The following is a 24,335-nucleotide window of genomic DNA, read 5'->3' on the forward strand; positions in this document are numbered from 1 at the left end:
CGTTCGTCCCGTGACTGCGCTGTCTGGACAAGAATCTAAGGCATCAACGGGTGTGTGCCCTGCGCATCTACTCCGCTGGTGCGGTTTCGGCCTGGTTGTCACCCGTCGCCCGGCCGCCGCCCAGCTCGCCCTCCCAGCGGCGGTACAGCTTGTGCGGGACGCCCACGGCGTCCAGCACCCGGCCGGCGACGAAGTCCACCAGGTCCTGGATGTGCGCGGGGCCGGAGTAGAACGCCGGGGAGGCCGGCAGCACCACCGCGCCGGCGTCGTCCAGGGTGACCAGGTGGCGCAGCGTCTGCCCGCTCAGCGGGGTCTCGCGCACCGCCATCACCAGCGGCCTGCGCTCCTTGAGCGTGACGCTCGCGGCGCGCTGCAGCAGGTCCTTGGACAGGCCGAGCGCCACCCCGGCCACACAGGCGGTGCTGGCGGGGACGACGAGCATGCCGCGGACCGGGTACGACCCGGACGACGGGCCCGCCGCCAGGTCGCCGGCCGGCCAGTGGCGGACGCCGGACAGATCGGGGGCCGCGGGGAAGAAGTCCGGGCTGCCGTCGGCGCCGCGGGCCAGCCAGGCGGCCAGGTCCTCGCGCCAGTGCGCGTCACGGAAGGCGCGGCCGGTCTCGTCCAGCAGGGTCAGGCGCGCGGCCCGGCTGACCACCAGGTCGACCTCCTCACCGGCGTGCAGCAGCCCGCGCAGCACGGCCGCGGCGTACGGCGTGCCCGATGCGCCGGACACACCGACCACCCAGGGCCTGCGTTCGCCCGGCCGGCCGTCGCTTCCTCGTCTCACGCGTCGAGCTTAGGCCCTGGCCGCGAGTGTCACCCGATCGAGGCGTCCGGGCGGGAACCGCGGGGGCCCGGACGGCGTTGGAGTCAGATGAGGGAACCGGGCCGCTGGACCTCAGGGGGGATGCGGTGACGTACGGACAGACCGCGGGCAGACCCGCCAGGCCCCGGACGGGGCTGGCGGACCTCGCGCTGGCGCCCCTGCGCGCGAGCACGAAGGTCACCGCCGCCGCGGCGCTGGCCGCCGGCTGGGTGGCCCTGCTCTGGGTGCTCGAAGCGATCGACGTCATCTCCGGGCACCGCCTCGACAGTCTCGGCATCACCCCGCGCAGGAGCGGCGAGCTGCTGGACATCGTGCCCGCCGCGTTCACCCACTTCGGGTTCGGCCATGTCGCCTCCAACAGCCTGCCGTTGCTGGTGCTCGGCTTCATCGCCGCGCTGCGCGGCATCGGGCGCTACCTCGCGGTGGCGTTCACCGTCATCGTCGTCAGCGGGCTCGGCGTGTGGCTCGTCGCCCCCGCGCACACCAACACCGCCGGCGCGTCCGGTCTGGTCTTCGGCCTCTTCGGCTACCTGCTGATACGCGGCTTCGCCGACCACCGCGCGCTGGACGTGGTGGTCGGCCTGATCGTCGGTCTCCTCTACGGCTCGATCCTGTGGGGCGTGCTGCCGAGCGCGACCGGAGTCTCCTGGCAGGGCCACCTGTTCGGGCTGATCGGCGGGGTGGCGGCGGCCTTCCTGTTCCGGACACGTCCCTCCGTGAGCGCGGCCGCCGGTTGAAGTCCGGTGCGCCCGCGCGGTCCTGACTTGCCGTCACGTTTCCGGAACCCGGCAGCGAAGAGCCGCCCGAACGCCTCGGAAACCCCCGTGAGACGGCGGCAGGAACACCAGTAGTCTTTCTCCAGCTCAGATTCCGCAAAGATTTCCCAAAGCTTCCGAGGAGTTCGCCATCATCACCATGCGCAAGGGCCTGGCTGCCGCCGGAGTGGTGGCCCTGATATCCGTGGGCGCCGTCGCCTGCGGGTCGGACACGACCACGCCCCAGGGCAAGGTCGAAAACGCCTTCGAGAAGCTCGGCAAGCAGAACACCGTCACCATGAGCCTGGGCTTCGACGGCTCCGCGGACGACATCTACGCCGCTCTGAAGGACGAGGACGACTTCTCCCGGGACAACGCCAAGCTGCTGGCGACGCTGAACCTCTCGCTCTCCGTCAGCTCGCAGAAGTCGTTCAGCCTGCTCGGCAAGGACGGCGCCAAGGACGGCAAGAACGGCGCCTTCGCGTTCGCCCTGTCCAACGACGGCTCCGGGGCGTCCAGCCTCGCCGAGATCCGCTACGTCAACCAGAAGGCGTACCTGCGGGTCGACCTCAAGGGCCTGGAGAAGCTGGGGCCGACCGGCGGGAACACCGCCTTCGACCAGTTCCTCAGCCAGTCCGACCAGTTGCCGTCCTCCCTCGCCTCGGTGAAGGCGGCGATCAAGGGCCAGTGGGTGACCATCGACCCCAAGGCGTTCCAGCAGTTCGCCAAGAGCCTGGCCGGGGCGTCCGGCGGTTCGTCCGGCTCCGCCGACTCGCCGCTGTCCGGCCTCACCGGCACCCCGTCGGTGGACGCCGCGACGCAGAAGAAGATCTGGGCGGCCCTGAAGAAGGCCCTCACCACCAACGTCACCTACAAGGACCTCGGCAACCGCGACGGCGCCGACCACGTCCAGGTGAGCGCCCCCGCGCGCCAGCTCGCCAAGGCGCTGTCCGACAGCCTCACGCCGGTCCTCAAGGACATCCCGGGCTACAACGCCAAGTCCCTGGACCCGAGCGGCGCGCCCGACAAGACGCTGTCGGTGGACGTGGCCATCAAGGGCGGTTCGCTGTCCGCGGTGACCTTCGACATAGCCCAGCTCGACGACCAGGCCCACGGCAAGCTCCCGATCACGCTCTCGCTGGACGGCAGCGCGAAGTCGATCAGCGCGCCCGCCGGCGCCCAGGTCCTCAACCCGCAGGACATCATGGGCCTGTTCATGTCGCAGATGCCGGGCTCGTCGGACGACGGCTCGTCCAGCGGCTTCTGACCCGTCCCGCAGTCACGAAGGGCGCGGCCCCGGACCGTCGAGGTCCGGGGCCGCGCCCTTGGCGGATCAGGTCGTCGGGCCGCCGCTATCCCCCGAGGCCGCGGGAGATCAGGTCGCAGAGGGCGAACACGAACAGGGTGATGCCGATCACGCCGTTCACCGTGAAGAACGCCCGGTTGAGCCGGGACAGGTCGTGCGGCGTGACGATCGCGTGCTCGTAGAGGAAGGCGCCGATCACGATCGCCAGGCCCACCCACCAGAACGCGCCCGCACCGGTCGCGGCGCCGTACCAGACCAGCAGGCCGGAGGTGACGGCGTGGGAGGCCCGCGCCCCGTACAGGGCGGCCGGGATGCCGAAGCGGGCCGGCACCGACATCACGCCGTGCGCGCGGTCGGCCGCCACGTCCTGGCAGGCGAAGATCAGGTCGAACCCGCCGATCCACACGCCCACCGCGAGGCCCAGGATCACCGCGTCCCACGACCAGGAGCCGGTCACCGCGAGCCACGCCCCGACCGGGCCCATGGCCTGCGCCAGCCCCAGGATCGCGTGCGGGAAGTTCGTGAACCGCTTGCCGTACGGGTACACCACCATCGGCACGACCGCGAGCGGCGACAGCGCCAGGCACAGCGGGTTGAGCAGCGCGGCCGCGCTCAGGAAGACCACCACGGCGACCAGCGCGCCGGTCCACGCGGTGCGCACCGACAGGGCGCCGGTGACCAGTTCGCGGGTCGCGGTGCGCGGGTTGCGGGCGTCGATCTCCCGGTCGATGATCCGGTTGCACGCCATCGCGAACGTGCGCAGGCCCACCATCGCGACGGTGACCAGCAGCAGTTCGGACCAGTGCACATGCCGGTCGTCGCGGTACATCGCGGTCAGCGCGGCGATGTACGCGAACGGCAGCGCGAAGACGGAGTGCTCGATCATCACCAGCCGCAGGAAGGCGCGCACCTTCCCCTCGGGCCGCGGCCCCGGCCCGAACAGATCCTCCGCCGCCACCTGACTCACAGCCTGCCTCCCTTCGCTTCTCCGCCCACTCGGCTCAACGGCGCGGCTTTCGCCGACACCTGCTGCCCGGCTGCCTCGTGTGCGTCGCTCACAGCCTGCCTCCGTTCGCTTCTCCGCCCACTCGGCTCAACGGCGCGGCTTTCGCCGACACCTGCTGCCCGGCTGCCTCGTGTGCGTCGCTCACAGGCCGTACTCCTTCCAGCGCTTGTCCACCAACGCCGCCGTATCGGGATCCGACAGCACCATCTCGGGCCAGCCGCCGTCCCGCGTGTAGCCCTCCTCGGGCAGTTTGCGGGTGGCGTCGATGCCTGCCTTGCCTCCCCAGAACTGCTGGTAGGAGGCGTGGTCGAGATGGTCCACCGGCCCTTCGACGACCGTCAGGTCGCGCGCGTAGTCGGTGTTGCCCAGCGCACGCCAGGCCACCTCGTGGAGGTCGTGCACGTCACAGTCGGCGTCCACCACCACGATCAGCTTGGTGAGCGACATCATGTGCGCTCCCCAGATCGCGTGCATCGTCTTCTGCGCGTGCTTCGGGTACTTCTTCTCGATCGAGACGATCGCACAGTTGTGGAAACCGCCCGCCTCCGGCAGGTGGTAGTCCACGATGTCCGGCACGATGATCTTCAGCAGCGGCAGGAAGAACCGCTCGGTGGCCCGGCCCAGCGGCCCGTCCTCGGTCGGCGGCCGACCCACCACGATCGACTGGAACAGCGGCCGCTTGCGCATCGTCACACAGTCGATGGTGAGCGCGGGGAACGGTTCCTGCGGGGTGTAGAAGCCCGTGTGGTCGCCGAACGGCCCCTCGGGCAGCATCGTCCCGGGCTCCAGCCAGCCCTCCAGCACCACCTCGGCCTGCGCGGGCACCTGCAGCGGCACCGTCTTGCAGTCGACCAGCTCCACCCGCTTGCCCTGCACGAAACCGGCGAAGAGGTACTCGTCGATGTCCCCGGGCAGCGGCGCCGTCGAGGCGTAGGTGACCGCGGGCGGGCAGCCGAAGGCGATCGCCACCGGCAGCCGTTCGCCCCGGCGCTGGGCCACCTGGTAGTGGTTGCGGCTGTCCTTGTGGATCTGCCAGTGCATGCCGATGGTGCGGCGGTCGTGCCGCTGCAGCCGGTACAGGCCCAGGTTGCGGACGCCGGTCTCGGGGTCCTTGGTGTGCGTCAGGCCCAGGTTGAAGAACGAACCGCCGTCCTGCGGCCAGGTGAAGAGCGCGGGCAGCTTGTCCAGGTCGACGTCGTCGCCGGTGAGCACGACCTCCTGCACCGGCGCGTCGCCCGCCTTCACCTTCTTCGGCGGAACGTGCATCATCCCGGCGAGCTTGCCGAACGCCTCGCGCACGCCGACGAAGCCGTGCGGCAGTTCGGGCTTGAGCAGCCCGGCGATCTTGTCGCTGATGTCGGAGTAGGCGTTCAGGCCCAGCGCCTTCAGCAACCGGCGGTCGGTGCCGTAGACGTTCATCGCCAGCGGGGCGACCGAGCCGCGCACGTTCTCGAAGAGCAGCGCGGGGCCGCCGGCCTTGTTGACCCGGTCGGTGATCTCGCCGACCTCCAGGTACGGGTCGACCTCGGCGGTGATCCGGCGCAGGTCGCCGTCCTTCTCCAGTGCCCGGAGGAACGAGCGGAGATCGTCGTAAGCCATGGGCTCAGTCTTCCATTCCGTGCACGCCGTACGCTTGGGGGTCGTCGCGGGGTGGTTCGGAGCCCCGCAACTCGAGGGGGACACCGAACCGTGTTGCGCTACCTGCCGTACCTCGTGCTGTTCGCGCTGTGGATCTACGCCTTCGTGGACTGCCTGGGCACGCCCGAGCGGGACGTGCGCGGGTTGCCCAAGGTGGTCTGGGTGCTCATCATCCTGTTCTTCGGCACCGTGCTGATCGGTCCGCTCGCCTGGCTGCTGATAGGCCGGCGCCGCGGCCGGGTGGGGCCCGCGGGCGCGACGCCCGCCGAGTGGCACCGCGCGAACCGGGCCGACCGCGGCGACCGCCCCGGTCCTGCCGGGCAGCCGCTGCGGGCGCCATCCGAGGACTGGATCCCGCCGGACGACAACCCCGCGTTCCTGCGTTCACTGAGCGAGCGGCTCAACCAGAACCGCCGGGACGGCGACGGCCGCCCCTCCGCCGAGGGCGAGTGACCTCCCCCGGCCGAAGAGCGGCCCTCTTCGTCACACCCCGGCGTAGGAGTGCTTGCCGGTCACGAAGATGTTCACGCCGTAGTAGTTGAAGAGGAAGCAGGCGAACGCGGCCAGCGCCAGGTAGGCGGCCTTGCGGCCCTTCCAGCCGGCCGTCGCGCGGGCGTGCAGGTAACCGGCGTACGCGACCCAGGTGATGAACGACCAGGTCTCCTTCGGGTCCCACTCCCAGTAGTGGCCCCACGCCGCCTGCGCCCAGATCGCGCCGGCGATGATCGTGAACGTCCACAGCGGGAAGACCAGCGCGTTCATCCGGTACGCGAACTTGTCCAGGGTCGCCGCGGACGGCAGCCGGCGCATGATGTCGCCCCAGCGCCCCTCCTGGGCCCGGCCGGCGGTCAGCGCCACCTCGAAGTGGTCCCGGAACAGGTACAGCAGGCTGCCGACGGCCGCCAGGTAGAACACCGCGCCGGAGATGATCGCGCAGGACACGTGGATCCACAGCCAGTACGAGTGCAGCGCCGGCACGAGCTGGTCGCTGGAGGTGTAGAGCACCGACAGGGCCAGGCCCAGGTCCAGCAGCACGGTCGTGGTGAGGAACAGCCCGATCCAGCGGACGTCCTTCTTCAGCGCGAGCAGCAGCAGGTACGCGCCGACCGCGACCATGCCGAAGGTCGTGGAGAACTCGTACATGTTGCCCCACGGCGCGCGCTGCACCGAGGCCGCACGCAGCGCGACGCCGCCGAAGTGCAGCAGCCAGGCGAGGATCGTGAAGGAGACCGCGATCCTGCCGTACAGGTCGCCCCGCTCGGAGCTTCCGGCCGCGCCCGGGCCGTCGGCGATCCCGCGGTCGCTCGCCGACGCGCGGGTGACGACCTTGGGCCGTTCCAGGGTGGTGGTGCCGCCGCGCGTGGTGACCTTGACGGCCACCCCGCCCGCGGCGCCCTGCCCGCCCTCCCCCTGACCCGCCGCCTCGGCGGTCAGCGCGGCGGACTGCGTGGCGATCTTGCTGCGACCGCCGAACACCCACTCGGCCAGATGCCCGAGGAAGGCGAGCGCGTAGACGAACATCGCCGAGCGGATGAGGTAGTTGCTGTAGTTCGCGAAGTTCTCGTTGACCGCGGCAGCGATGTTCACGCGCGGGCTCCTTCGTCTGCGGGCTGAGGGGCGGAATCGTCGGGGAGGCCGTCGTCGGCCGGGTCGCCGGGGTCCGGTTTCGCGGGTGCGTCCGGCTGGAGCTGCAGGGCGACGTCGCCGAGCTCGTCGGCGATGCGGGCGGACTCGCTGCGGCCGAGGCCGCCCATCTCCACGAGCGTGTCGCCGCCCTCGGAGGGCACCGCGCGCACCCAGATCCGGCGGCGCTGGATGAACAGCGAGCCCATCAGGCCGAGGATCGCGGCCGCGCCGCTGAACAGGGCCCAGTCGTTGCCGGCCTGGTGGGAGACGGTGAAGCTGGCCCAGGTCTTGACCCCGTCGAAGGTCAGGGTGCCGCGGCCGTCCGGCAGCACGATCCGGCCGCCGGGAGTGAGCGCGTCACCCCTCATCCCGGACTTGCTGCCGATGTCGAGCTGTTTCATGTGGGTGGTGTCGAGCTGGTACACGTTCTGCGCGATGCCCGAGTCGATGCCCAGGTCACCGTGGAACGCGGACAGCCACAGGATCGGGTGGTCGAGCGCGGGGAACACCGACCGGGGGCCCAGCGCGGTGTCACCGGTGGGGGTGAAGAACCCGGTGAAGCCGAGCTCGTCCGGCTTGCCGTCCTTGCCGAGCGCGTCCGGGACCTTGACCACGCCGGTCGCCGTCCCGTTGTTGTCCTGCGGCAGGAACGGCACCGGGCCGTGGAACGCGACGTTGCCCTGGCCGTCCCGCACGGTGACCACCGGCGCGTAGCCGTGCGAGATCAGGTAGACCTTCTCGCCGCCGATGCTCAGCGGGTGGTTGACGGAGATGGAACCCTTCACCGGCTTGCCGTCGGCGCCGTTCCAGTAGTGGATGTTGGCCCGGAACATCCGGGCGGAACCACGCTCGGGGCCGCTGGTGGCGTAGGCCGCGTCGAAGCTGTCCAGGTTGAAGCCGAACGGCTTCAGGTCGTCCTTGCCGTACAGCGTGCCGCCGTTGAAGTCGTCGTACTGCGTCGGGTTGTTGGTGAAGCCGTCGCCCTCGACGATCAGCTTGCCGCCCGAGGCCCCTTCCAGTGAGGTGGCCGCGAAGGCGATCAGCAGCCCGAACAACGCCACGTGGAACAGCAGGTTGCCGGCCTCGCGCAGGTAGCCCTTCTCGCCCGCCACCGAACTGCCGGACGTGCTGGTGCGGAAGCGGCGGCCACGCAGCGCGCGTTCGGCGGCGGCCGTGACCTGCTCGGGCGTGGCGTCGGTGTGCCAGGTGCTGTAGGCGGGCAGCCGGGTCAGGTTGCGCGGCGCGGCCGGCGGCTTCGACCGGAGCTGCCCGACGAACTGCCAGGTGCGCGGGACGATGCAGCCGGCCAGCGAGACGAACAGCAGGATGTAGATCGCGGAGAACCACGGCGAGCTGTAGACGTGGAACATCCCCAGCCGCTCGTACAGCGGCGTGATCGTGGGGTGCTTCTGCTTGAACGCGTCGACCTTGAGCTGGTCGGAGTGCTGCGGGATCAGCGACCCGGGGATCGCCGCCAGCGACAGCAGGAAGAGCAGGATCAGCGCCACCCGCATGGACGTGAGCTGGCGCCACATCCAGCGCAGCCAGCCGATCACGCCGAGCCCGGGCGTCTGCGCCAGGGTGTCGGTCGGCTGGGTACTGAGCTGCGCGCCGGCCGCCCCGAGTTCCTCGTTCTCGGACGTGGCGGGGGGCGCCTCCGGGTCGCCGCCGTTCTTCTGCGTGATGCTCATGGGTTCAGACCCCTGGGGTGAAGCTGCTCGACCAGATCTGCATCTGGTAGGTGATGTGGTCCCACACGCCGGTCACCAGCAGGACGCCGACGGCGACGAGCATGCCGCCGCCCAGCCGCATGACCCACACGTAGTGGCGCTTGACCCACGCGAACGCGCCGAGGGTTCGGCGGAAGGCGACAGCCGCGACGATGAACGGCACGCCCAGACCTAGACAGTAGAACACCATCAGCAGGGCGCCCCGCCCGGCACTGGCGTCCTGGAAGGCGAGCGTGTTGACCGCGCCGAGGGTGGGCCCGATGCACGGCGTCCAGCCGAGGCCGAAGAGCACACCGAGCACCGGCGCCCCGGCCAGGCCCATGGCGGGCTTGATGTGGAAGCGGAACTCGCGCTGGGTCACACCGCCGACGAACCCCATGAAGGCCAGGCCGAGCACGATGGTGAGCCCGCCGAAGACCTTCGTCAGCACGTCCCGGTGTTCCTGCAGGGTCATGCCGAAGTTGCCGAACAGGGCGCCGCCGGAGACGAACACGGCACTGAAGCCGAGCACGAACAGCGAGGCGCCCGCCACCATCCGGCCGCGCCGGGCCTCGCCGAGATCGGTGCCGGTGACTCCGGTCACATAGGACAGGTAGCCGGGGACCAGAGGCAACACGCAGGGCGAGAAGAAGGAGATGAGCCCCGCGAACATCGCGACGGGGATCGCGGCCAGCAGCGCTCCGGTGAGCACCGTCTGGCTGGGGTCCGCCGCGAGGACGCTCATCGTGCCGCCGGCCACGTCACTTCTCCGCGGCGATCGGGTCGATCAGCTGGTTCAGTTCGTCCACGCTCAGCGCCTTCAGCACGCGCGCCGCGATGCGCCCCTGCCGGTCGACGACCAGGGTGGACGGAATGGCCTGCGGGTTGAGGGTGCCGTCGGGGAACTGCCCGATCAGCTTGCCGTACGGGTCGTAGAAGCTCGGGTACCCGATGCCGAACCGCTTGTCGAAGCTGACCGCGTTGCTCACGTCGAGATCACGGGTGTTGATGCCGAGGAACTGCACGCCCTTGGTCTCGTCGCTCTTGGCGACCTGGGCCAGGTTGGGCGCCTCGGCACGGCAGGGCGAGCACCACGAGCCCCACACGTTGATCACCACGACCTTGCCCTTGTACGCGGAGAGCTGCGCGGTGCCCCCGTCGACGGTCTTGCCGCCGAGTGCGGGCGCGGGCTTGCGGTCGGCCGGCTTGACGGTGATGATCTCGCCGCTGCCGCCGACGAAGTTGGTGCCGTCCTTGGGCGACGAGGACGAGCCGGACGAGCAGGCGGCCGCGGACAGCACAAGTGCGGCGCCGGCGGCGAGGGCCGCGGCGCCGCGGACGGCGCGGCGCCGGGGGGCGCGCGTAGGACTCATGTGAAAAGTTTCGCATGGCCCTTGTGGCGATCTGTCGCACCCCCGGCACCGACCCCAAAAACGGCAATTGCCCCAAGTAAGGATCAGGTGACGGTCGTCCGATGATCAGGTGGCGGTCGTCACAGCCGCCTTCTGCGCACCCGTGGTGGACGTCGCCGACGCCGACATGAAGGTACTCCAGCCTCCGCTCGGCTTCTCGCCGACCTCCAGCGTCCGCAGGTGGTCCAGCACCGCCGGGTCCTGCGCGTCCAGCCAGTCGACGAACTGCCGGAAGGAGACCAGCCGGACGTCCTTGTTCTTCTCCGCGACCGACGCGATGTGCTTGAACGCCTCCTCGACGGCGTCCATGTAGATGCCGCCGTTCCACTGCTCGAAGTGGTTGCCGATGTACATGGGCGCCCGGTTGGTCTCGTACGCCCGCTGGAAGCCGGCGATGTACGAGGCGGTGGCCTGGGTGCGCCACCCCGGGTAGTTGCGCGGGTCGGACTTGGTGGCCGCGTGGGACTGGTTGGCCAGCATGTTGTAGTCCATCGACAGCACTTCGAAGGAGTGGCCCGGGAACGGGATGAGCTGCAGCGGCAGGTCCCACACTCCCTGGCGCTTGGTGGGCCAGATCTGGTTGCCGCCGGGCGAGCTGGCGTCGTACCGCCAGCCCAGCGCCTTGGCGGTGGGCAGCAGGTTGTCCTGGCCGAGCAGACAGGGCGTGCGGCCGCCGACCAGCTCGGCCTCGTAGTCGAACGGCAGCGGGTCGTGGTCGGTCCAGCCGGTGTGCGTCTTCCACGTGGTGACGAAAGCTTTCGCCTGCTCGATCTCGCTCTGCCACTGCGTGGCGTCCCAGCGGGCGACGCTTCCCCGGCCGGCGCAGAAGTGGCCGTTGAAGTGGGTGCCGATCTCGTGACCGGACAGCCAGGCCTGCCGGACGTTGTCCAGCGTCGCCTTGATGTGCTCGTCGGTGAGGTAGCCGATGTCGCTGGCGCCCAGCGGGTTGTTCGGCGGGTCGTAGGCGGTCTTCTTGCCCTCCGGCAGCAGGTAGAGGCCGGACAGGAAGAAGGTCATGGAGGCGCCGTGGTCGGCCGCCAGCTTGCGGAAGCGCGGGAACAGCCCGTTCCCGACCTCCCCCGCGCCGTCCCAGGAGAAGATCACGAACTGCGGGGGCGTCTGGCCGGGTTGCAGCCGGTCGACGGTGGGCTGGTTGGGCTGGGCTCCGGTGTGGGCGGTGGAGCCGTCGCCGATCAGGGTGACGGTGTTCTCGGGCTGGTGGGCGCCGCTGGCGCCGGACTTCTCACCGGTCTTGCGGGCGGGTGGCGGGGCCGCCTTCTCGCCCTTCTGCGAGCCGCACCCGGCGACGGCGAGTCCCGCGGCGGCTCCGGCGGTGGTGGTCAGCAGTGCCCTTCGGCTCATGAGGCTCATGCGGTCCCCGTTTCTCGCGTCCCGGCCCGACCTGGTCAGGGGGGCCGACTCCGGACAAGAAGAGTGGTCACCCTCCATGACGTCCACAGGTTCCTCATGGTTACGTCCAATATGACAATATGCTCGGCCGCCTCCCCTGGACGGCCCATCCGTATCACTGGTTCGCCTTCCGCTTTAGCCTCTCCGAGTTATCCCCCACGCCTTGGCCTCACCCCCCGCGACCCCGAGCGCCCCGCTCCCCCTCATCCCACCCAACTCCCCCCGACCCAGCCACCGGAGTACCCCCTCCCGGGTGTCCCGGGCACTCCTACGGACCCCGGACTGGCCCCGCCGCCAGCAACCGAGCAAGCCCCGCCAGGGGCGCGGGGTCCCCCAGGCTCCGCCCGGGAGGTGTCCCCAGTGCGGGCAACCCACCACCGGGCGGAGGACGGGAACGCACCGCAGGGGCATCCCAGAGCCCGAAGGGGCGCGAGGAGCGGCCACCGGGGGGAGGACGGCGAGGGCGGCTCGGGGGCACCCCGGAGGCCGTGGGGGGCGCGGGGTGCAGCCCCGAGCGGGGGCCGGGAGGAGGTGGCGGTACCAGCGCGAGCTGGGCGCCTACGCCCCGTAGGCCTTCCCCGCCCCCTTCACCGGCTTCGCCCCCGCCCTCAAATGCGCCGGCACAAGATCGATCGCCGGCTCGCTGTAGCCGACGGACACGATCGCGTCGCCCTGGAACGTGAACGTCGTGAGGCTCGCCAGCGTGCACTGCCGCTTGCGCGGGTCGTGCCACAGACGCCGCTGCTCGGCGAAGGACCGGACGACCCAGATCGGCAGCTGGTGGCTGACGCACACCGCCTCGTGGCCGCGCGCCGCGTCCCTGGCCGCGCCGAGCGCCGCCATCATCCGCACGACCTGCTCGACGTACGGCTCGCCCCAGCTCGGCCGGAACGGGTTCGTCAGGTACCTCCAGTTCGCGGGCTTGCGCAGCGCGCCGTCGCCGACGCCGAAGGTCTTGCCCTCGAAACGGTTCTCCGCCTCGATGAGCCGCGCGTCCGTAGCGATGGGCAGCCCGTGCGAGGCGGCGATGGGCGCCGCGGTCTCCTGGGCGCGCTCCAGCGGGGAGGCGACCACGTGGCGGATGTCGCGGCCGGCCAGGTGCTCGGCGACCCGGTCGGCCATCTTCCGGCCGAGCTCGGACAGGTGGTAGCCGGGCGCCCGCCCGTACAGCACGCCGCCGGGGTTGTGCACCTCGCCGTGACGCATCAGGTGGACGACGGTCAGTTCCTCGCCGGAGGTGCTGCCGGTGCTGCCGTCGGTACCGGTGGTGCTGCTCATGCGTGGGCCTCCGCTGCGGCACGTGCGGCGGCGGGCAGCGCGGCGGCGATCCGCTCCACGGCCCGCTCGTCGTGTGCGGTCGACACGAACCAGGACTCGAACGCCGACGGGGGCAGGTAGACGCCCTGCGCCAGCATCGAGTGGAAGAAGCCGGTGTAGCGGAACGCCTCCTGCTTCTTCGCGTCGTCGAAGTCACGGACCTGCTGGTCCGTGAAGAAGACGGAGAACATGCTGCCGGCGTTCTGCAGCCGGTGCGCCACGCCCTCCTTGGACAGCGCCTGGGTCACCAGGCCCTGGATCTCCCGCGACACCGCGTCCACCTTCGCGTACGCGGCGTCGTCCAGCAGCCGCAGCTGCGCCAGCCCGGCGGCCGTGGCGACCGGGTTCCCGGACAGCGTGCCGGCCTGGTAGACGGGCCCGGCGGGCGCGAGCTGCGCCATGACGTCGGCGCGGCCGCCGAACGCCGCGGCGGGGAAGCCGCCGCCCATCACCTTGCCGAAGGTCATCAGGTCGGGGCGCACGCCGTCGAGGCCGTACCAGCCGGCCTTGCCGACCCGGAAGCCGGTCATGACCTCGTCGGAGATGTACAGCGCGCCGTCGGCCGCGCACACCTCCTTGAGCGCGGCGTTGAACCCGTCGCCCGGCGGGACGACGCCCATGTTGCCGGGGGACGCCTCGGTGATCACGCAGGCGATCTCGCCGGGGTGGGCGGCGAACGCCTGGCGGACCGCGTCGATGTCGTTGTAGGGCAGCACGATCGTGTCGCCGGCCTGCGCGCCCGTCACCCCCGGGGTGTCGGGCAACCCGAACGTGGCGACGCCGGAACCGGCGGCGGCCAGCAGGGCGTCGACGTGACCGTGGTAACAGCCCGCGAACTTCACGACCTTGGTGCGGCCGGTGAAACCGCGCGCCAGGCGGATCGCGGACATGGTCGCCTCGGTGCCCGAGGACACCAGCCGGACCTGCTCCAGCGGTTCGACGCGGGCCACCATCGCCTCGGCCAGCGCCACCTCGCCCTCGCCGGGCGTGCCGAAGGACGTGCCGCGGGCCACCGCGGCCTGGACGGCCGCGATCACCTCGGGGTGGGCGTGGCCGAGGATCATGGGACCCCAGGAGCAGACGAGGTCGACGTACTCCCGTCCGTCGGCGTCGGTGAGGTACGCACCGGCACCGGACACCATGAAACGGGGCGTACCGCCCACGGCGCGGAACGCCCGCACCGGGGAGTTCACGCCTCCTGGCGTCACGGCCGCCGCGCGGTCGAAGAGTTCCTGGGACACTGGTGCTTCGTACGGATAGCTCACGGGATTGCTCACGCGGACATGCTCTCAAATGCCGGGCGTTGCGCCGTAACGTCTCAACCGTGCATCTGAGACGATGATCGGGTTGCATGGTTGGGTCACCAGATGGTCGGGTAGTGGAATGCAGCAACGTGGTGGCGGACGGGGTGACGGGCCGGGCGACCGCGACCCGGAGCACCCGGGTCCCACGGGCAGGCGGCGCCGAGCCCCCCAGGACCGGCCCATCCCCGTGGACCGCGGCACCGAGGACCACGAAGCAGGGCGCACCGAGCATCACGAGCACCACCACGAACGGCGCGAACAGCGCACGCAGGCAAGCCGATCGACCGCAGGACCGACCGCAGAAGGCAGGAGCAGGGGTGGCCGAGTGGGGGTGACCTACAAGTACTTCGGCGCGCCCGACGGCGCCACTGCGGCCCGCGTCCCGATCTCCATGCGGCCCGAGGAACTCGGTGGCGACGAACTCGGCCAGGGCATGTACACCAAGGTCAAGCCGGAGACGATGGCCGCCATGGTGCTCACCGGCATCGAGGGCATAGCCCCGTCCAAGGTGCCCCCGCTGGAGCTCGTGGTGCTCCACCCCGACTACGCGGTGGTCCGGCTGCCGGCCTCCGTGGTCGAGCCGCTGCGCAAGGCCGACGAGGAGTCGCTCGGCGCCGCGGCCTTCATCTGGTCGACGGTCCCAGACCGGCGCGGTCCGCGCGACGCGTTCGTGATCTACCAGATGCTCCACGAATGGCAGGATTTCGCCCGTCGCTGCGAGGAGTCCGGCCACCAGCTCTACTGCCTCGTCTGGCCGTAGCGCACCCCCAGCCCGGCCCACCCCGGTCTTCGGACCGCCTTTCGGCGGCACTCGAACCGCCCTTCGGCGAACGGACGTTCGCCCGTTTCGGACGGATTCGGTCTGGCGGATCGCCGCAACGGCGGGCACACGCGCCAGGGCCCTGGGGCACCCCGGAAATGACCTCGGTGTGATTTCCCGGGAACCGGAAAAGGCGGTGGAACGGCACCCCGTTTCGCCGGTCGCCACGGCATTTCCCGAACACTTCGATTTCGGCTTCCTTTGCCGCTTCCCGTGACCGGCGTCACCGGCCGCCGCCGGCCACTGTCCACGCGCCGGGCGACCGCTTCCGGACGCCGGCGGACCGCTTCCGCGCAGCCCGGCGCCCACGCCGCCGCGGCGGCCACGCGGCGCGTACCGCGGACCGGGACACCCGACGTGGGAGCATGGCGCCGAGACAGCCGGCGCGCGTGAAGGGCGGCACCGCATGCACGACCAGACCATCGGCGGCTATCTGGAGCGGCTCGCCGCACGGGAACCCGCACCCGGCGGCGGCGCCGCGGCCGCCCTGCACGCCGCCCAGGGGGCGGCACTGCTCGGCATGGTGGCCCGCTACACCACCGGCGAGAAGTACGCGGCGCACGCCGCCCAGATCGCCCAGATCACCGCGGAGAGCGACGAACTGCGCGACCGCTCGCTGCGGTTGGCCGAGGACGACGCCCGGGCCTTCACCGCCGTGACCGACGCCTACGCCCTGCCGCGCGCCGACGACGCGCAGAAGGCCGCCCGCTCGCAGGCGATCGCCGCGGCCCTGCAGGGCGCCGCCCGCCCGCCGGCCGAGGTCATCGCGACGGCGGGAGCGATCACCACGCTGGCCGAGGAACTGCTGCCCCTGGCGAACCGCAACGTCGTCACCGACGTCGCCGCCGCCACCGAGGCCGCCCGGGCCGCGGCGACCACCGCCCGCGTCAACGTCGAGATCAACCTCGGCGGCATCAAGGACGAGGCGGTGCGGGCCGAACTCGTCGCCTCCGCCGCCTCGGTGGACGCCCTCGCCGTCCGGGCCGAGGCCGTGACCGACGCGGTGCGCGCGGAGATCGCCCGATGACCGCGCCGGCGGTCGGCCCGACCCTGTCCGGTTCGGCCCGCGCGGCCGAACTGCGGGCCGAAGTGACCGAGCGCGCCGCCGCGTCGACCGAGCGCGGCGTCACACCGCGGCTCGCGGTCGTCGTGGCGACGGAGGACGAGTCGACGGGCTGGTACGTCCGGTCGCTCGCCCGCGCCGCCGGGAAGACCGGCGTGGCCTGCGACACCGTGCAACTGCCCACGGACGCGCGGCCCGCGCTGCTGCGCGACACCCTCACCGGGCTGAGCGAGGATCCAGGCGTCCACGGGATCATCCTCCAGACCCCGCTGCCGCCCGGGTCGGTGGCCGCCGACCTCGCCGGCGCCATCGCACCGGAGAAGGACGTCGACGGGGCCAACCCGCTGAGCCTGGGCCGACTGGTCGCCGGCCTGCCCGCCTTCGCCCCGGCCACCGCCGAGGCCGTCATGCAGCTCCTCGACGCCCACGCGGTGCCGCTGAGCGGCCGCACCGTCGCGGTCGTCGGCCGCTCCACGGTGGTCGGCAAGCCGCTCGCGCACCTGCTGCTCGACCGGGACGCCACGGTCACCGTGTGCCACTCCCGCACAGCCGAACTCGCCTCCGTCACACGGCGGATGGACGTGGTCGTCGCCGCCGCGGGCCGGCCGGGCCTGATCACCGCCGAGCACGTACGGGACGGCGCGGTCGTGGTGGACGTCGGCACGAACGCGACGGAGGACGGCGCGCTGGTCGGCGACGTCGCGGCCGAGGAGGTGGGCCGCAAGGCGGCGCTCTCCCCCGTCCCCGGGGGCGTCGGCCCGATCACCACGGCGCTGCTGCTGCGCCACACCGTGTCGGCCGCGGCGGTCGCGTCGGGACACTGAGCGGGGGCCGCCGAGCCTTCGGGCACTGAGCCGGGGTCGCTGAGCCGGGGTCGCCGAGCCGGGGTCGCTCGATCACGGCCGCCCGATCACGGCCGCCCGATCGCGGCCACCCGGGCCCTGACCGGGGAGGCCGGTCGGAGCGCCGCCGGACCGCCCGCCGCCCGGGCCGTCATGCCCGGGCGGTGACATCTGTCATGCGGGAGTGCGGATTTCCGGCTCTGCCGCCGCACTCCCCCCGCCCGCGAGACTCCTGCCATGACCACGACCGAGGCAGTCACCGCGAGCACGACCACCCCGTCCACGACGAGCGCGAGCGCGACTCCCGCCAACGCCGAGCCGCTCTACCGGCCCGTCCCCGTCTGGTTCTTCGCCTTCGAGGGCCTGATGGGCGCCTCCTACGACGTGATCAAGTCCAGCCACTACGGGTGGGTGTTCCTGGCCGCCGCGGCCGCGGCGAACATCGTGCTGGCCCGCACGGTCCTGCGCGGCCGGCTGAAGATGGCCAAGGCGATGCTCAAGGGCAGGCGGACCCGCCTGCTGGCGGTCGGCCTGATCGCGCTGCGGATGGGCGTGCACCTGGTGTTCGGCGCCGTCGGCATGGCGGCCACCTCCGGCGTGGCGCACGTGTGCTTCGGCGTGCTGATGTGCGCCACCACGGTCGGGCTGCTCGCCTTCGACCAGCGCGTCATGCTGCGGGCCCTGAACGCCCGGGCCGAGGAGGTTGCCCGGACCGCCCCCGCCCCCGCCGCCCCCGCCGCTCCCGCGGCCCCGGCCGGGGTGGCCGCCTGAACTCGCCGCATATGCTGCGAGGGCACGTCACGACCGCAGTGCGCGACCCCGCGGCCCCCGTCGCGAGACCTCGCGCACCACCGCGAAAGGCAGCACGACATGAGCAGCCCCCGCCCCCGAACCGCCGTGGTCACCGGTGCGAGCAGCGGCATCGGCGCCGCCACCGCCCGCAGGCTCGCCGAGGCCGGATTCCACGTCGTGCTCACCGCCCGCCGCACCGAGCGCCTGGAGGCGCTGGCCGAGGACCTCGCCAAGGAGGGCCACAGCGCCGCCGTCCGGCCCCTCGACGTCACCGACCGCACGGCGGTGGACGCCTTCGCCGCCGAGCTCACCGAGTGCCACGTGCTGGTCAACAACGCGGGCGGCGCGCTGGGCACCGAGACGGTCGCCGCCGCCGACCCCGCGGACTGGCGGACGATGTACGAGACCAACGTCCTCGGTGTGCTCAACGTCACCCAGGCCCTGCTGCCCGCGCTGACCGCCTCCGGCGACGGCACGATCGTGGTGATGTCGTCCACCGCGGGCCTCGCCACCTACGAGGGCGGCGGCGGGTACGTGGCCGCCAAGCACGGCGCGCACGTCATCGCCGAGACCCTGCGGCTGGAGCTCAACGGGCAGCCGGTGCGGGTCATCGAGATCGCGCCCGGCATGGTCAGGACCGAGGAGTTCGCCCTCACCCGTTTCCGCGGCGACGCCGAGCGGGCCGCCGCGGTCTACGCCGGCGTCGCGGAGCCGCTGACCGCCGACGACGTGGCCGACACCGTCGCCTGGGCCGTGACTCGTCCCTCGCACGTCAACGTGGACCTGCTGGTGCTGCGCCCGCGCGCCCAGGCGTCCAACTCCAAGGTGCACAGGGAGCTCTGAGCCGCGGCTCGTCCCCGCGGCGGCTCCCGCGGAACCCCGGACTGTCAGTGCCCCCGGCCATACTCGTCCCGCGGGGCCGCGGCCGTGCGCCGCGGCCCCGCACGGACCTGTGACGGCCCGGCGACGGCCCGAGGCCGGACCGCACGCCGCACAGCCGGGCCGGCGAGACACCGCACCGCGAAAGGGAGCCATGGCTGAGGTACTGCTGTTCCACCACGCCCACGGACTGACCACCGGCGTCCTGGAGTTCGCCGACACCCTGCGCGACGCCGGGCACACCGTCCACGTGCCCGACCTCTACGAGGGCCGCACCTTCGTGTCCCAGGAGGACGGGGTCGCCCACGCGCGGAAGATCGGCTTCGGCACGGTCGTCGAGCGCGGCAGGGCCGCGGCCGAGGGCCTTCCCGCCGGAATCGTCCTGGCCGGCTTCTCGCTGGGCGTCCTCCCCGCCCAGATGCTGGCGCAGACCCGTCGGGGCGCGAAGGGCGCGCTGCTCCTGCACGCCTGCGTGCCGGCCTCCGAGTTCGGCGGGGACTGGCCCGCGGACGTCCCGGTGCAGATCCACGCGATGGACGCCGACCCGTCGTTCGTCGACGAGGGCGACATCGACGCGGCCCGCGCCCTGGTCGCGAGCGCCCCGAAGGCGGCCGAGCTGGTCCTCTACCCGGGCGGCGGCCACCTCTTCACCGACCCCACGCTCCCCGACTTCGACGGTCCGGCCGCGGACCTCCTCACCTCCCGCGTCCTGTCCTTCCTGGAGGACAAGGGCTGAGGGCCGAACCTCAAGACCGCCCCAGGGAGCCCGGAACAGCCCCTCGCCGCCCGCGACCGGCGCGTATGCGCTCCGGCGACCCCCGCCCCGCCGGAGGGGGCGGCCGCCCGCGGCGTATGACGACGGGAACGCGGCGGTTCAGGCCGCCGGAACCAGCGTGAGGTAGGCGATCCCGAGGACGCCGCGGTACCCGCGCAGCCACGACGTGCGGTGGCGGTCGACCCGCTCGCGGGTCTCCTCCGCGAGTGGATGGCCGGGGTGGGCGGCGAGCCACTCCTCCACGTCGGCCTGGTAACCGGACTCGAAGTCGTCCCACTCGTCGGCGCCCGCCGCCTCGACCCACACGGGCCGGAAGCCGGCGGCCGTGGCGAGGTCGACGAGCCCGGCCAGGTCCGTCAGCTCGCCGGCGTGCGCGCCGGGCCACATGGCGCCGAGCTCGGCGGGCGTCGGCGCGCGCTCCCAGAAGCCCTCCCCCAGCACCACCCGCCCGCCGGGCGCGACGAGGCGGCGCAGCGCGGCCAGCGCCGCGGGGATGTGGGCGGGCGGCTCGGCGTCGCTCAGGGCGTGGGCGGCGCCCAGGCACAGGACGAGGTCGGCGGGTCCGCGGGCCGTGTCCACGGCGGACTCCTCGGCGAACTCCACGCGCCCGGCCAGCCCGCGGCCGGCGGCCTCGGCACGTCCCCGGGCGAGATCCTCGCCGTTGACGTCGACGCCGACACCGGTCGTGCCGGGCACCGCCTCCAGCACGCGCAGCATCAGCTCGCCCCAGCCGCACCCGAGGTCCAGAACGGTCGCGGGCGCGGCGCGGGCGAGACGCCCGACGATCCGTGCCGCCCGGGCCTCGGAGAGCGGGCCGTGGAAGGTGAGCCGGGTCAGCCGCGGAGGAGGAGCCGTGTCGTCCATGGGCGGCCACGCTAACCGCGATGGCCGCCCCCGGCACACGCTTTTCCCCGGGCCCGTGACCTGGGCCGTGGCCTGGCCCGTGGCATGGCCCGTGACCCGGGGCCCGGGCCCGGACGCCCGCGCTCCCCGGCCCGGCGAGCAGCCCGGCCGGCGATCAGGCCGCCGGCCGGGCGAGCGGCCCGCGGGACCCTAGTGGAACTGCGGGATGATCAGGTACAGCCCGTACGCCACCGCGGCCGCGCACACCGCGAAGCAGGCGCCCGCACCCACCGTCAGGGCCGTGCCGTCGCTGCCGGCCGCTTTCCGTTCGTCGCGGGCGGCCAGCGCCCGGACGCCGAGCGCGAAGATCACCACGACGCCGACGGTGACGCCGAAGCCGACCACCGCCACCCCACCCAGCGAACCCCACTTCACGTTCATGCCGGTGTCCTTCCGGAACTCACACGCCCGCCCGCGCCTTGGCCGCCGCGACCGGGCGGACGTGCGTGGTGCGGTCGTCGTTGACGTTCTTGGCGTCGACAGGGCTGCGGCGCGCCAGCAGCACGATGACCCCGGAGACCACGAGCGCCGCCAGCGCGATCAGCACGGTGCCGAGCGTGCCGCCGTGGACCACCGCGCTCGCCGCCACCGCGCCCACGGCCGCGGCGGCGGGCAGCGTCACCAGCCAGGCCATCGCGATCCGGCCCGCGGTCCCCCAGCGCACCCCGGCGAGCCGGCGTCCCATCCCGGCGCCGAGGATGCCGCCGGAGCAGACCTGCGTGGTGGAGAGCGCGAAGCCCAGGTTGGCCGAGGTGAGGATCACCGTGGACGACGCCGACTCGGCGGCGAACCCCTGCGGGGACTCGATGTCGGCGATGCCCTTGCCCATGGTGCGGATGATCCGCCAGCCGCCGATGTACGTGCCGCCCGCGATCGCCAGGCCCGCGGTGAGGATCACCCACACCGGCGGGCCCGAGCCGGGCGCGAGGGCCCCGGAGGAGATCAGGACGAGGGTGATGACGCCCATCGTCTTCTGCGCGTCGTTGGTCCCGTGGGCCAGCGACACCAGGGACGCGGAGGCGATCTGCCCCAGCCGGAACCCCCGGGACACGGTCGCGGGTTTCGCCCGCCGGGTGATCCGGTACGCGAAGTACGTCGCCGCCAGAGCCGCCGCGGCCGCCACGAACGGCGAGGCGATCGCCGGGATCAGGATCTTCTGCACGACCTCGTCGAAGTTCACGCCCTGCCGCCCGGCGCCCACCCACACCGCGCCGATCAGCCCGCCGAACAACGCGTGCGAGGAACTGGACGGCATGCCCAGCAGCCAGGTCGTGAGATTCCAGATGATCGCCCCGACCAGCCCGGCGAAGATCATGCCGGGGGTGACCAGGTGGTCGTTGACGATGCCGCTGGAGATGGTCTTGGCCACTTCCGTGGACAGGAACGCCCCGGCGAGGTTGAGCACTCCGCTGATCAGCACGGCGACCTTGGGACGGAGCGCGCCGGTGGCGATCGACGTCGCCATGGCGTTCGCGGTGTCGTGGAAGCCGTTGGTGAAGTCGAAGGCCAGCGCCGCGACGATGACCATTGCCACAAGGAAAGTGATGTGGTCCACATCACCATGAGAGCACCGGTCGGCGTACTCAGCAGGACGGGCACGTGAAGGTGTGGTGGCAGAGGTGGGGCGGGAGTGCGGCGGCGGGCGGATGAGGCGGTGCCGTTCTGCGGCGGAGGCGGCTCCGCGCGCGGCACCGGCAACTGCGGTGGGGCCGCGGCCTGCTACGTCGCCGAGCCGGCGGGGAGGTCCGGAGTCGGGTCGCACGGGGTGGCGTCCGCCGGGTCGGACGGGGTGGCGTCCGCCGGGTCGGCCGGGGTGGCGTCCGCCGGGAGCTCGGGGGTCTGCGACTCGTACCAGCGGATCTTGTCGTGCAGATGCTGCTGCTGGTCGACCAGTTCCGCGATGTGCTCGCGCAGTTGCACCGCGTGTTCGCGCAGTACCCGCAGGCGTTCGGCGTGCGTGGTCTCGCCGTGCCGGGCGAGTTCGGCGTAGCGGCGCATGTCGGCGATGGGCATGCCGGTGTCGCGCAGGCAGCGCAGCACCCCCATCCAGTCGAGGTCGTCCTCGGTGAAGACGCGCTGCCCGCCCGCCGTCCGCCCGATGTCGAAGAGCAGTCCGATGCGTTCGTAGTAGCGCAGCGTGTCCAGGCTGAAGCCGCTGCGGGCGGACGCGGCCGCGGGGGTGTAGGTCGTCACGCCACCACCCTGACACGGGCCGCGGCACCTCCCTTGACCTGGAGCACGCTCCAGATACGAGGGTGGCGGCCATGAGACGACTTCTGGGACGCAGTGGCATCGAGGTGAGCGGCCTCGGCATGGGCTGCTGGGCGATCGGCGGACCGTACGGCAACGGCGGCACCGAGCAGTTCGGTTGGGGCGAGGTGGACGACGCCGAGTCCACCCGGGCCCTGCACCGCGCCTTCGACCTCGGCGTGACGTTCTACGACACCGCGAGCAGCTACGGCGCGGGCCACAGCGAACGGGTCCTCGGCGCCGCCTTCCGCGACCGCCGCGACCAGGTCGTCATCGCCAGCAAGTGGGGGGTCGTCTTCGACGAGGAGACCCGCGCCGCCGGCGGCGCCGACGGCAGCGCGGCGTACCTGCGCACCTGCCTGGAGGGTTCGCTGCGCCGGCTCGGCACCGACTACGTCGACCTGTACCAGCTCCACATCGGCGATCTGCCGCTGGAGCAGGCACTCGACCTGGTGGGCACGCTGGAGGAGCTGGTCACGGCCGGCTCGATCCGGGCGTACGGCTGGAGCACGGACGACGCGTCGCGCGCCGAGGCCTTCGCCGCGCGGGCGCCGCACTGCACGGCCGTCCAGCTCGACCTGTCCGTGCTGCGCGACGCCCCCGCGATGATCGCGGTCTGCGAGGCGGCGGACCAGGCCGCGATCAACCGCGGACCGCTCGCGATGGGCCTGCTCAGCGGGAAATACCACGACCGCCGGCAGGTCGCGGGCAACGACGTGCGCCGCATGGACTACGCGTGGATGAGGTACTTCCGCGACGGCGCGGGCAGCCCGGAGTGGCTCGCCGCGATCGACGGGATCCGCGAGGTCCTCACCGGCGGCGGCCGCACCCTCGCGCAGGGCGCGCTGGCCTGGTTGTGGGCGCGCAGCGCGACGACCGTGCCGATCCCCGGCTTCCGCACCGTCGCACAGGTCGAGGAGAACGCCGGCGCGCTGGCCCACGGGCCGCTGTCCGCGGAGGAGTTCGCGCAGGTGGAGAAGCTGCTCGCGGCCGTGCGGCAGCCCGCTCACTAGCCGTTCCCCGCGTGCGGTGGTCCGGGTTCCCTTCTCCTGACCCGCCCGGCCGGGCTGCGCCTGACCCGCCCGGCCGGGCTGCGCCTGACCTGCCCGGCCGGGCAGGTCCGGCGGCCGTGGATAATCCGATCATGGGAGCAAGGACGGAGTGGTCGCTGCGGGCCGCCGGGCCCGAGGACGTCGAGACGATCGCCGAGCTCAAGGCCGTCGTGATGCGGGCCGACCTGGAACGGCTGGGCCGCTATGACGAGCACCGGGTCCGCCAGCGGCTGCGCGACGGGTTCTCGGCCACGCACACCTCGGTCATCGAGACCGGCGGCGCCTTCGCGGGCAGCCTGACCGTCCGCCCGGCCGGGGACGGCCGCTGGCTGGAGCACTTCTATCTCGCGCCGCACCTGCACGGCCGCGGACTCGGCACGGCGATCCTGCGGACCGTCCTGGAGCGGGCCGACGCCGAGGGCGCGCCGGTCCGGCTCATCGTCCTGCGGGGCAGCCCGGCCCAACGCCTCTACGCGCGGCACGGTTTCACCGTGGAGTCCGAGGACCCCATCGACGTCGTCATGGTCCGCGAGCCCCAGGCCGTACCCGAGCCCGAGACCGTACCCGTGGCCGACCCCGCGGCGCCGACCGCGAACTGACCCCCCCCGCCCGCCCGAGCGGTGGCGGATATTGCTGCATCGGGATCG

General features: G+C 72.4%; 25 protein-coding genes. 11 read left to right on the forward strand and 14 right to left on the reverse strand.

Annotated elements, in window-relative coordinates; all coding sequences use genetic code 11:
* Window positions 1–67: 67 nt before the first annotated feature.
* Window positions 68–790 (reverse strand): UbiX family flavin prenyltransferase, encoded by a 723-nt coding sequence (locus K7862_RS11070; RefSeq protein ID WP_222962304.1) that lies wholly within the window; start codon window positions 788–790, stop codon window positions 68–70.
* Window positions 791–978: 188 nt separating this feature from the next.
* On the opposite strand from K7862_RS11070, the gene K7862_RS11075 reads away from it, so the two are divergent.
* Window positions 979–1,566: a rhomboid family intramembrane serine protease gene (locus tag K7862_RS11075; protein ID WP_372461555.1), complete on the forward strand. Its 588-nt coding sequence runs from the start codon at window positions 979–981 to the stop codon at window positions 1,564–1,566.
* Window positions 1,567–1,744: 178 nt separating this feature from the next.
* Window positions 1,745–2,851, forward strand: a complete 1,107-nt coding sequence (locus K7862_RS11080; protein ID WP_222962306.1) for a hypothetical protein — start codon at window positions 1,745–1,747, stop codon at window positions 2,849–2,851.
* 85 nt (window positions 2,852–2,936) lie between these two features.
* Here K7862_RS11080 and mqnP read toward each other — a convergent pair whose 3' ends face one another.
* Both mqnP and K7862_RS11090 read right to left on the reverse strand, forming a co-directional pair.
* A complete protein-coding gene (gene mqnP, locus K7862_RS11085; RefSeq protein ID WP_222962307.1) occupies window positions 2,937–3,857 on the reverse strand; it encodes a menaquinone biosynthesis prenyltransferase MqnP in 921 nt (306 codons plus the stop codon).
* A gap of 180 nt (window positions 3,858–4,037) precedes the next feature.
* Window positions 4,038–5,495, reverse strand: coding sequence for a menaquinone biosynthesis decarboxylase (locus K7862_RS11090; RefSeq protein WP_222962308.1), 1,458 nt, complete (start codon window positions 5,493–5,495; stop codon window positions 4,038–4,040).
* 90 nt (window positions 5,496–5,585) lie between these two features.
* Between K7862_RS11090 and K7862_RS11095 the strand changes: the two genes are divergently transcribed.
* On the forward strand, window positions 5,586–5,987 hold the full coding sequence (locus tag K7862_RS11095) for a PLD nuclease N-terminal domain-containing protein (RefSeq protein WP_222962309.1): 402 nt from the start codon (window positions 5,586–5,588) through the stop codon (window positions 5,985–5,987).
* A 30-nt stretch (window positions 5,988–6,017) separates the two neighbouring features.
* Here the strand turns inward: K7862_RS11095 and ccsB are convergent, their stop codons facing one another.
* The 7 genes from ccsB to hemL form a co-directional block, all read right to left on the reverse strand.
* Window positions 6,018–7,121: a c-type cytochrome biogenesis protein CcsB gene (gene ccsB, locus K7862_RS11100; RefSeq protein WP_222962310.1), complete on the reverse strand. Its 1,104-nt coding sequence runs from the start codon at window positions 7,119–7,121 to the stop codon at window positions 6,018–6,020.
* Complete coding sequence (resB, locus tag K7862_RS11105) at window positions 7,118–8,851, reverse strand: cytochrome c biogenesis protein ResB (protein WP_222962311.1); 1,734 nt, start codon at window positions 8,849–8,851, stop codon at window positions 7,118–7,120. The genes ccsB and resB overlap by 4 nt, the downstream gene beginning before the upstream one ends.
* A gap of 4 nt (window positions 8,852–8,855) precedes the next feature.
* Window positions 8,856–9,614 carry a cytochrome c biogenesis CcdA family protein gene (locus K7862_RS11110; RefSeq protein WP_222962361.1) on the reverse strand — a complete coding sequence of 253 codons (759 nt, stop codon included), beginning with the start codon at window positions 9,612–9,614 and terminating at the stop codon, window positions 8,856–8,858.
* A 16-nt stretch (window positions 9,615–9,630) separates the two neighbouring features.
* A complete protein-coding gene (locus K7862_RS11115) occupies window positions 9,631–10,242 on the reverse strand; it encodes a TlpA family protein disulfide reductase (protein ID WP_222962312.1) in 612 nt (203 codons plus the stop codon).
* Window positions 10,243–10,347: 105 nt separating this feature from the next.
* Complete coding sequence (locus K7862_RS11120; protein ID WP_222962313.1) at window positions 10,348–11,652, reverse strand: polysaccharide deacetylase family protein; 1,305 nt, start codon at window positions 11,650–11,652, stop codon at window positions 10,348–10,350.
* A 597-nt stretch (window positions 11,653–12,249) separates the two neighbouring features.
* On the reverse strand, window positions 12,250–12,969 hold the full coding sequence (locus tag K7862_RS11125) for a histidine phosphatase family protein (protein WP_222962314.1): 720 nt from the start codon (window positions 12,967–12,969) through the stop codon (window positions 12,250–12,252).
* The gene (gene hemL / locus K7862_RS11130; RefSeq protein WP_222962362.1) at window positions 12,966–14,273 is read right to left on the reverse strand and encodes a glutamate-1-semialdehyde 2,1-aminomutase; all 1,308 of its coding nucleotides are present in this window, start codon (window positions 14,271–14,273) and stop codon (window positions 12,966–12,968) included. The genes K7862_RS11125 and hemL overlap by 4 nt, the downstream gene beginning before the upstream one ends.
* 118 nt (window positions 14,274–14,391) lie before the next feature.
* Between hemL and K7862_RS37470 the strand changes: the two genes are divergently transcribed.
* The 6 genes from K7862_RS37470 (at window position 14,392) to K7862_RS11160 (ending at window position 19,444) form a co-directional block, all read left to right on the forward strand.
* Window positions 14,392–15,072, forward strand: a complete 681-nt coding sequence (locus tag K7862_RS37470; protein WP_262412950.1) for a hypothetical protein — start codon at window positions 14,392–14,394, stop codon at window positions 15,070–15,072.
* Window positions 15,073–15,538: 466 nt separating this feature from the next.
* Window positions 15,539–16,159 (forward strand): cyclodeaminase/cyclohydrolase family protein, encoded by a 621-nt coding sequence (locus K7862_RS11140; RefSeq protein WP_222962315.1) that lies wholly within the window; start codon window positions 15,539–15,541, stop codon window positions 16,157–16,159.
* Window positions 16,156–17,019, forward strand: a complete 864-nt coding sequence (locus K7862_RS11145; protein ID WP_222962316.1) for a bifunctional 5,10-methylenetetrahydrofolate dehydrogenase/5,10-methenyltetrahydrofolate cyclohydrolase — start codon at window positions 16,156–16,158, stop codon at window positions 17,017–17,019. Before K7862_RS11140 ends, K7862_RS11145 begins: the two co-directional genes overlap by 4 nt.
* Before the next feature lie 255 nt (window positions 17,020–17,274).
* Window positions 17,275–17,808 carry a hypothetical protein gene (locus tag K7862_RS11150; RefSeq protein WP_222962317.1) on the forward strand — a complete coding sequence of 178 codons (534 nt, stop codon included), beginning with the start codon at window positions 17,275–17,277 and terminating at the stop codon, window positions 17,806–17,808.
* A 99-nt stretch (window positions 17,809–17,907) separates the two neighbouring features.
* Window positions 17,908–18,672: an SDR family NAD(P)-dependent oxidoreductase gene (locus K7862_RS11155; RefSeq protein ID WP_222962318.1), complete on the forward strand. Its 765-nt coding sequence runs from the start codon at window positions 17,908–17,910 to the stop codon at window positions 18,670–18,672.
* 190 nt (window positions 18,673–18,862) lie between these two features.
* Entirely contained in the window at window positions 18,863–19,444 is a 582-nt protein-coding gene (locus tag K7862_RS11160) for a dienelactone hydrolase family protein (protein WP_222962319.1), read from the forward strand.
* A gap of 138 nt (window positions 19,445–19,582) precedes the next feature.
* Here the strand turns inward: K7862_RS11160 and K7862_RS11165 are convergent, their stop codons facing one another.
* From K7862_RS11165 to K7862_RS11180, 4 genes are all read right to left on the reverse strand, one after another.
* Window positions 19,583–20,347 (reverse strand): SAM-dependent methyltransferase, encoded by a 765-nt coding sequence (locus K7862_RS11165; protein WP_222962320.1) that lies wholly within the window; start codon window positions 20,345–20,347, stop codon window positions 19,583–19,585.
* A gap of 189 nt (window positions 20,348–20,536) precedes the next feature.
* Complete coding sequence (locus tag K7862_RS11170) at window positions 20,537–20,767, reverse strand: hypothetical protein (protein WP_222962321.1); 231 nt, start codon at window positions 20,765–20,767, stop codon at window positions 20,537–20,539.
* Between the two features lie 19 nt (window positions 20,768–20,786).
* A complete protein-coding gene (locus tag K7862_RS11175) occupies window positions 20,787–21,941 on the reverse strand; it encodes an inorganic phosphate transporter (RefSeq protein ID WP_222962322.1) in 1,155 nt (384 codons plus the stop codon).
* A gap of 164 nt (window positions 21,942–22,105) precedes the next feature.
* Window positions 22,106–22,579 (reverse strand): MerR family transcriptional regulator, encoded by a 474-nt coding sequence (locus tag K7862_RS11180; RefSeq protein ID WP_222962323.1) that lies wholly within the window; start codon window positions 22,577–22,579, stop codon window positions 22,106–22,108.
* A 71-nt stretch (window positions 22,580–22,650) separates the two neighbouring features.
* Between K7862_RS11180 and K7862_RS11185 the strand changes: the two genes are divergently transcribed.
* Together K7862_RS11185 and K7862_RS11190 are read left to right on the forward strand one after the other, a co-directional pair.
* Entirely contained in the window at window positions 22,651–23,649 is a 999-nt protein-coding gene (locus tag K7862_RS11185) for an aldo/keto reductase (RefSeq protein WP_222962324.1), read from the forward strand.
* Window positions 23,650–23,780: 131 nt separating this feature from the next.
* Window positions 23,781–24,287, forward strand: coding sequence for a GNAT family N-acetyltransferase (locus tag K7862_RS11190; RefSeq protein ID WP_222962325.1), 507 nt, complete (start codon window positions 23,781–23,783; stop codon window positions 24,285–24,287).
* Window positions 24,288–24,335: the final 48 nt, after the last annotated feature.

The organism is Actinacidiphila acidipaludis, from assembly GCF_019890725.1.
Taxonomy (GTDB): Bacteria; Actinomycetota; Actinomycetes; order Streptomycetales; family Streptomycetaceae; genus Actinacidiphila; species Actinacidiphila acidipaludis.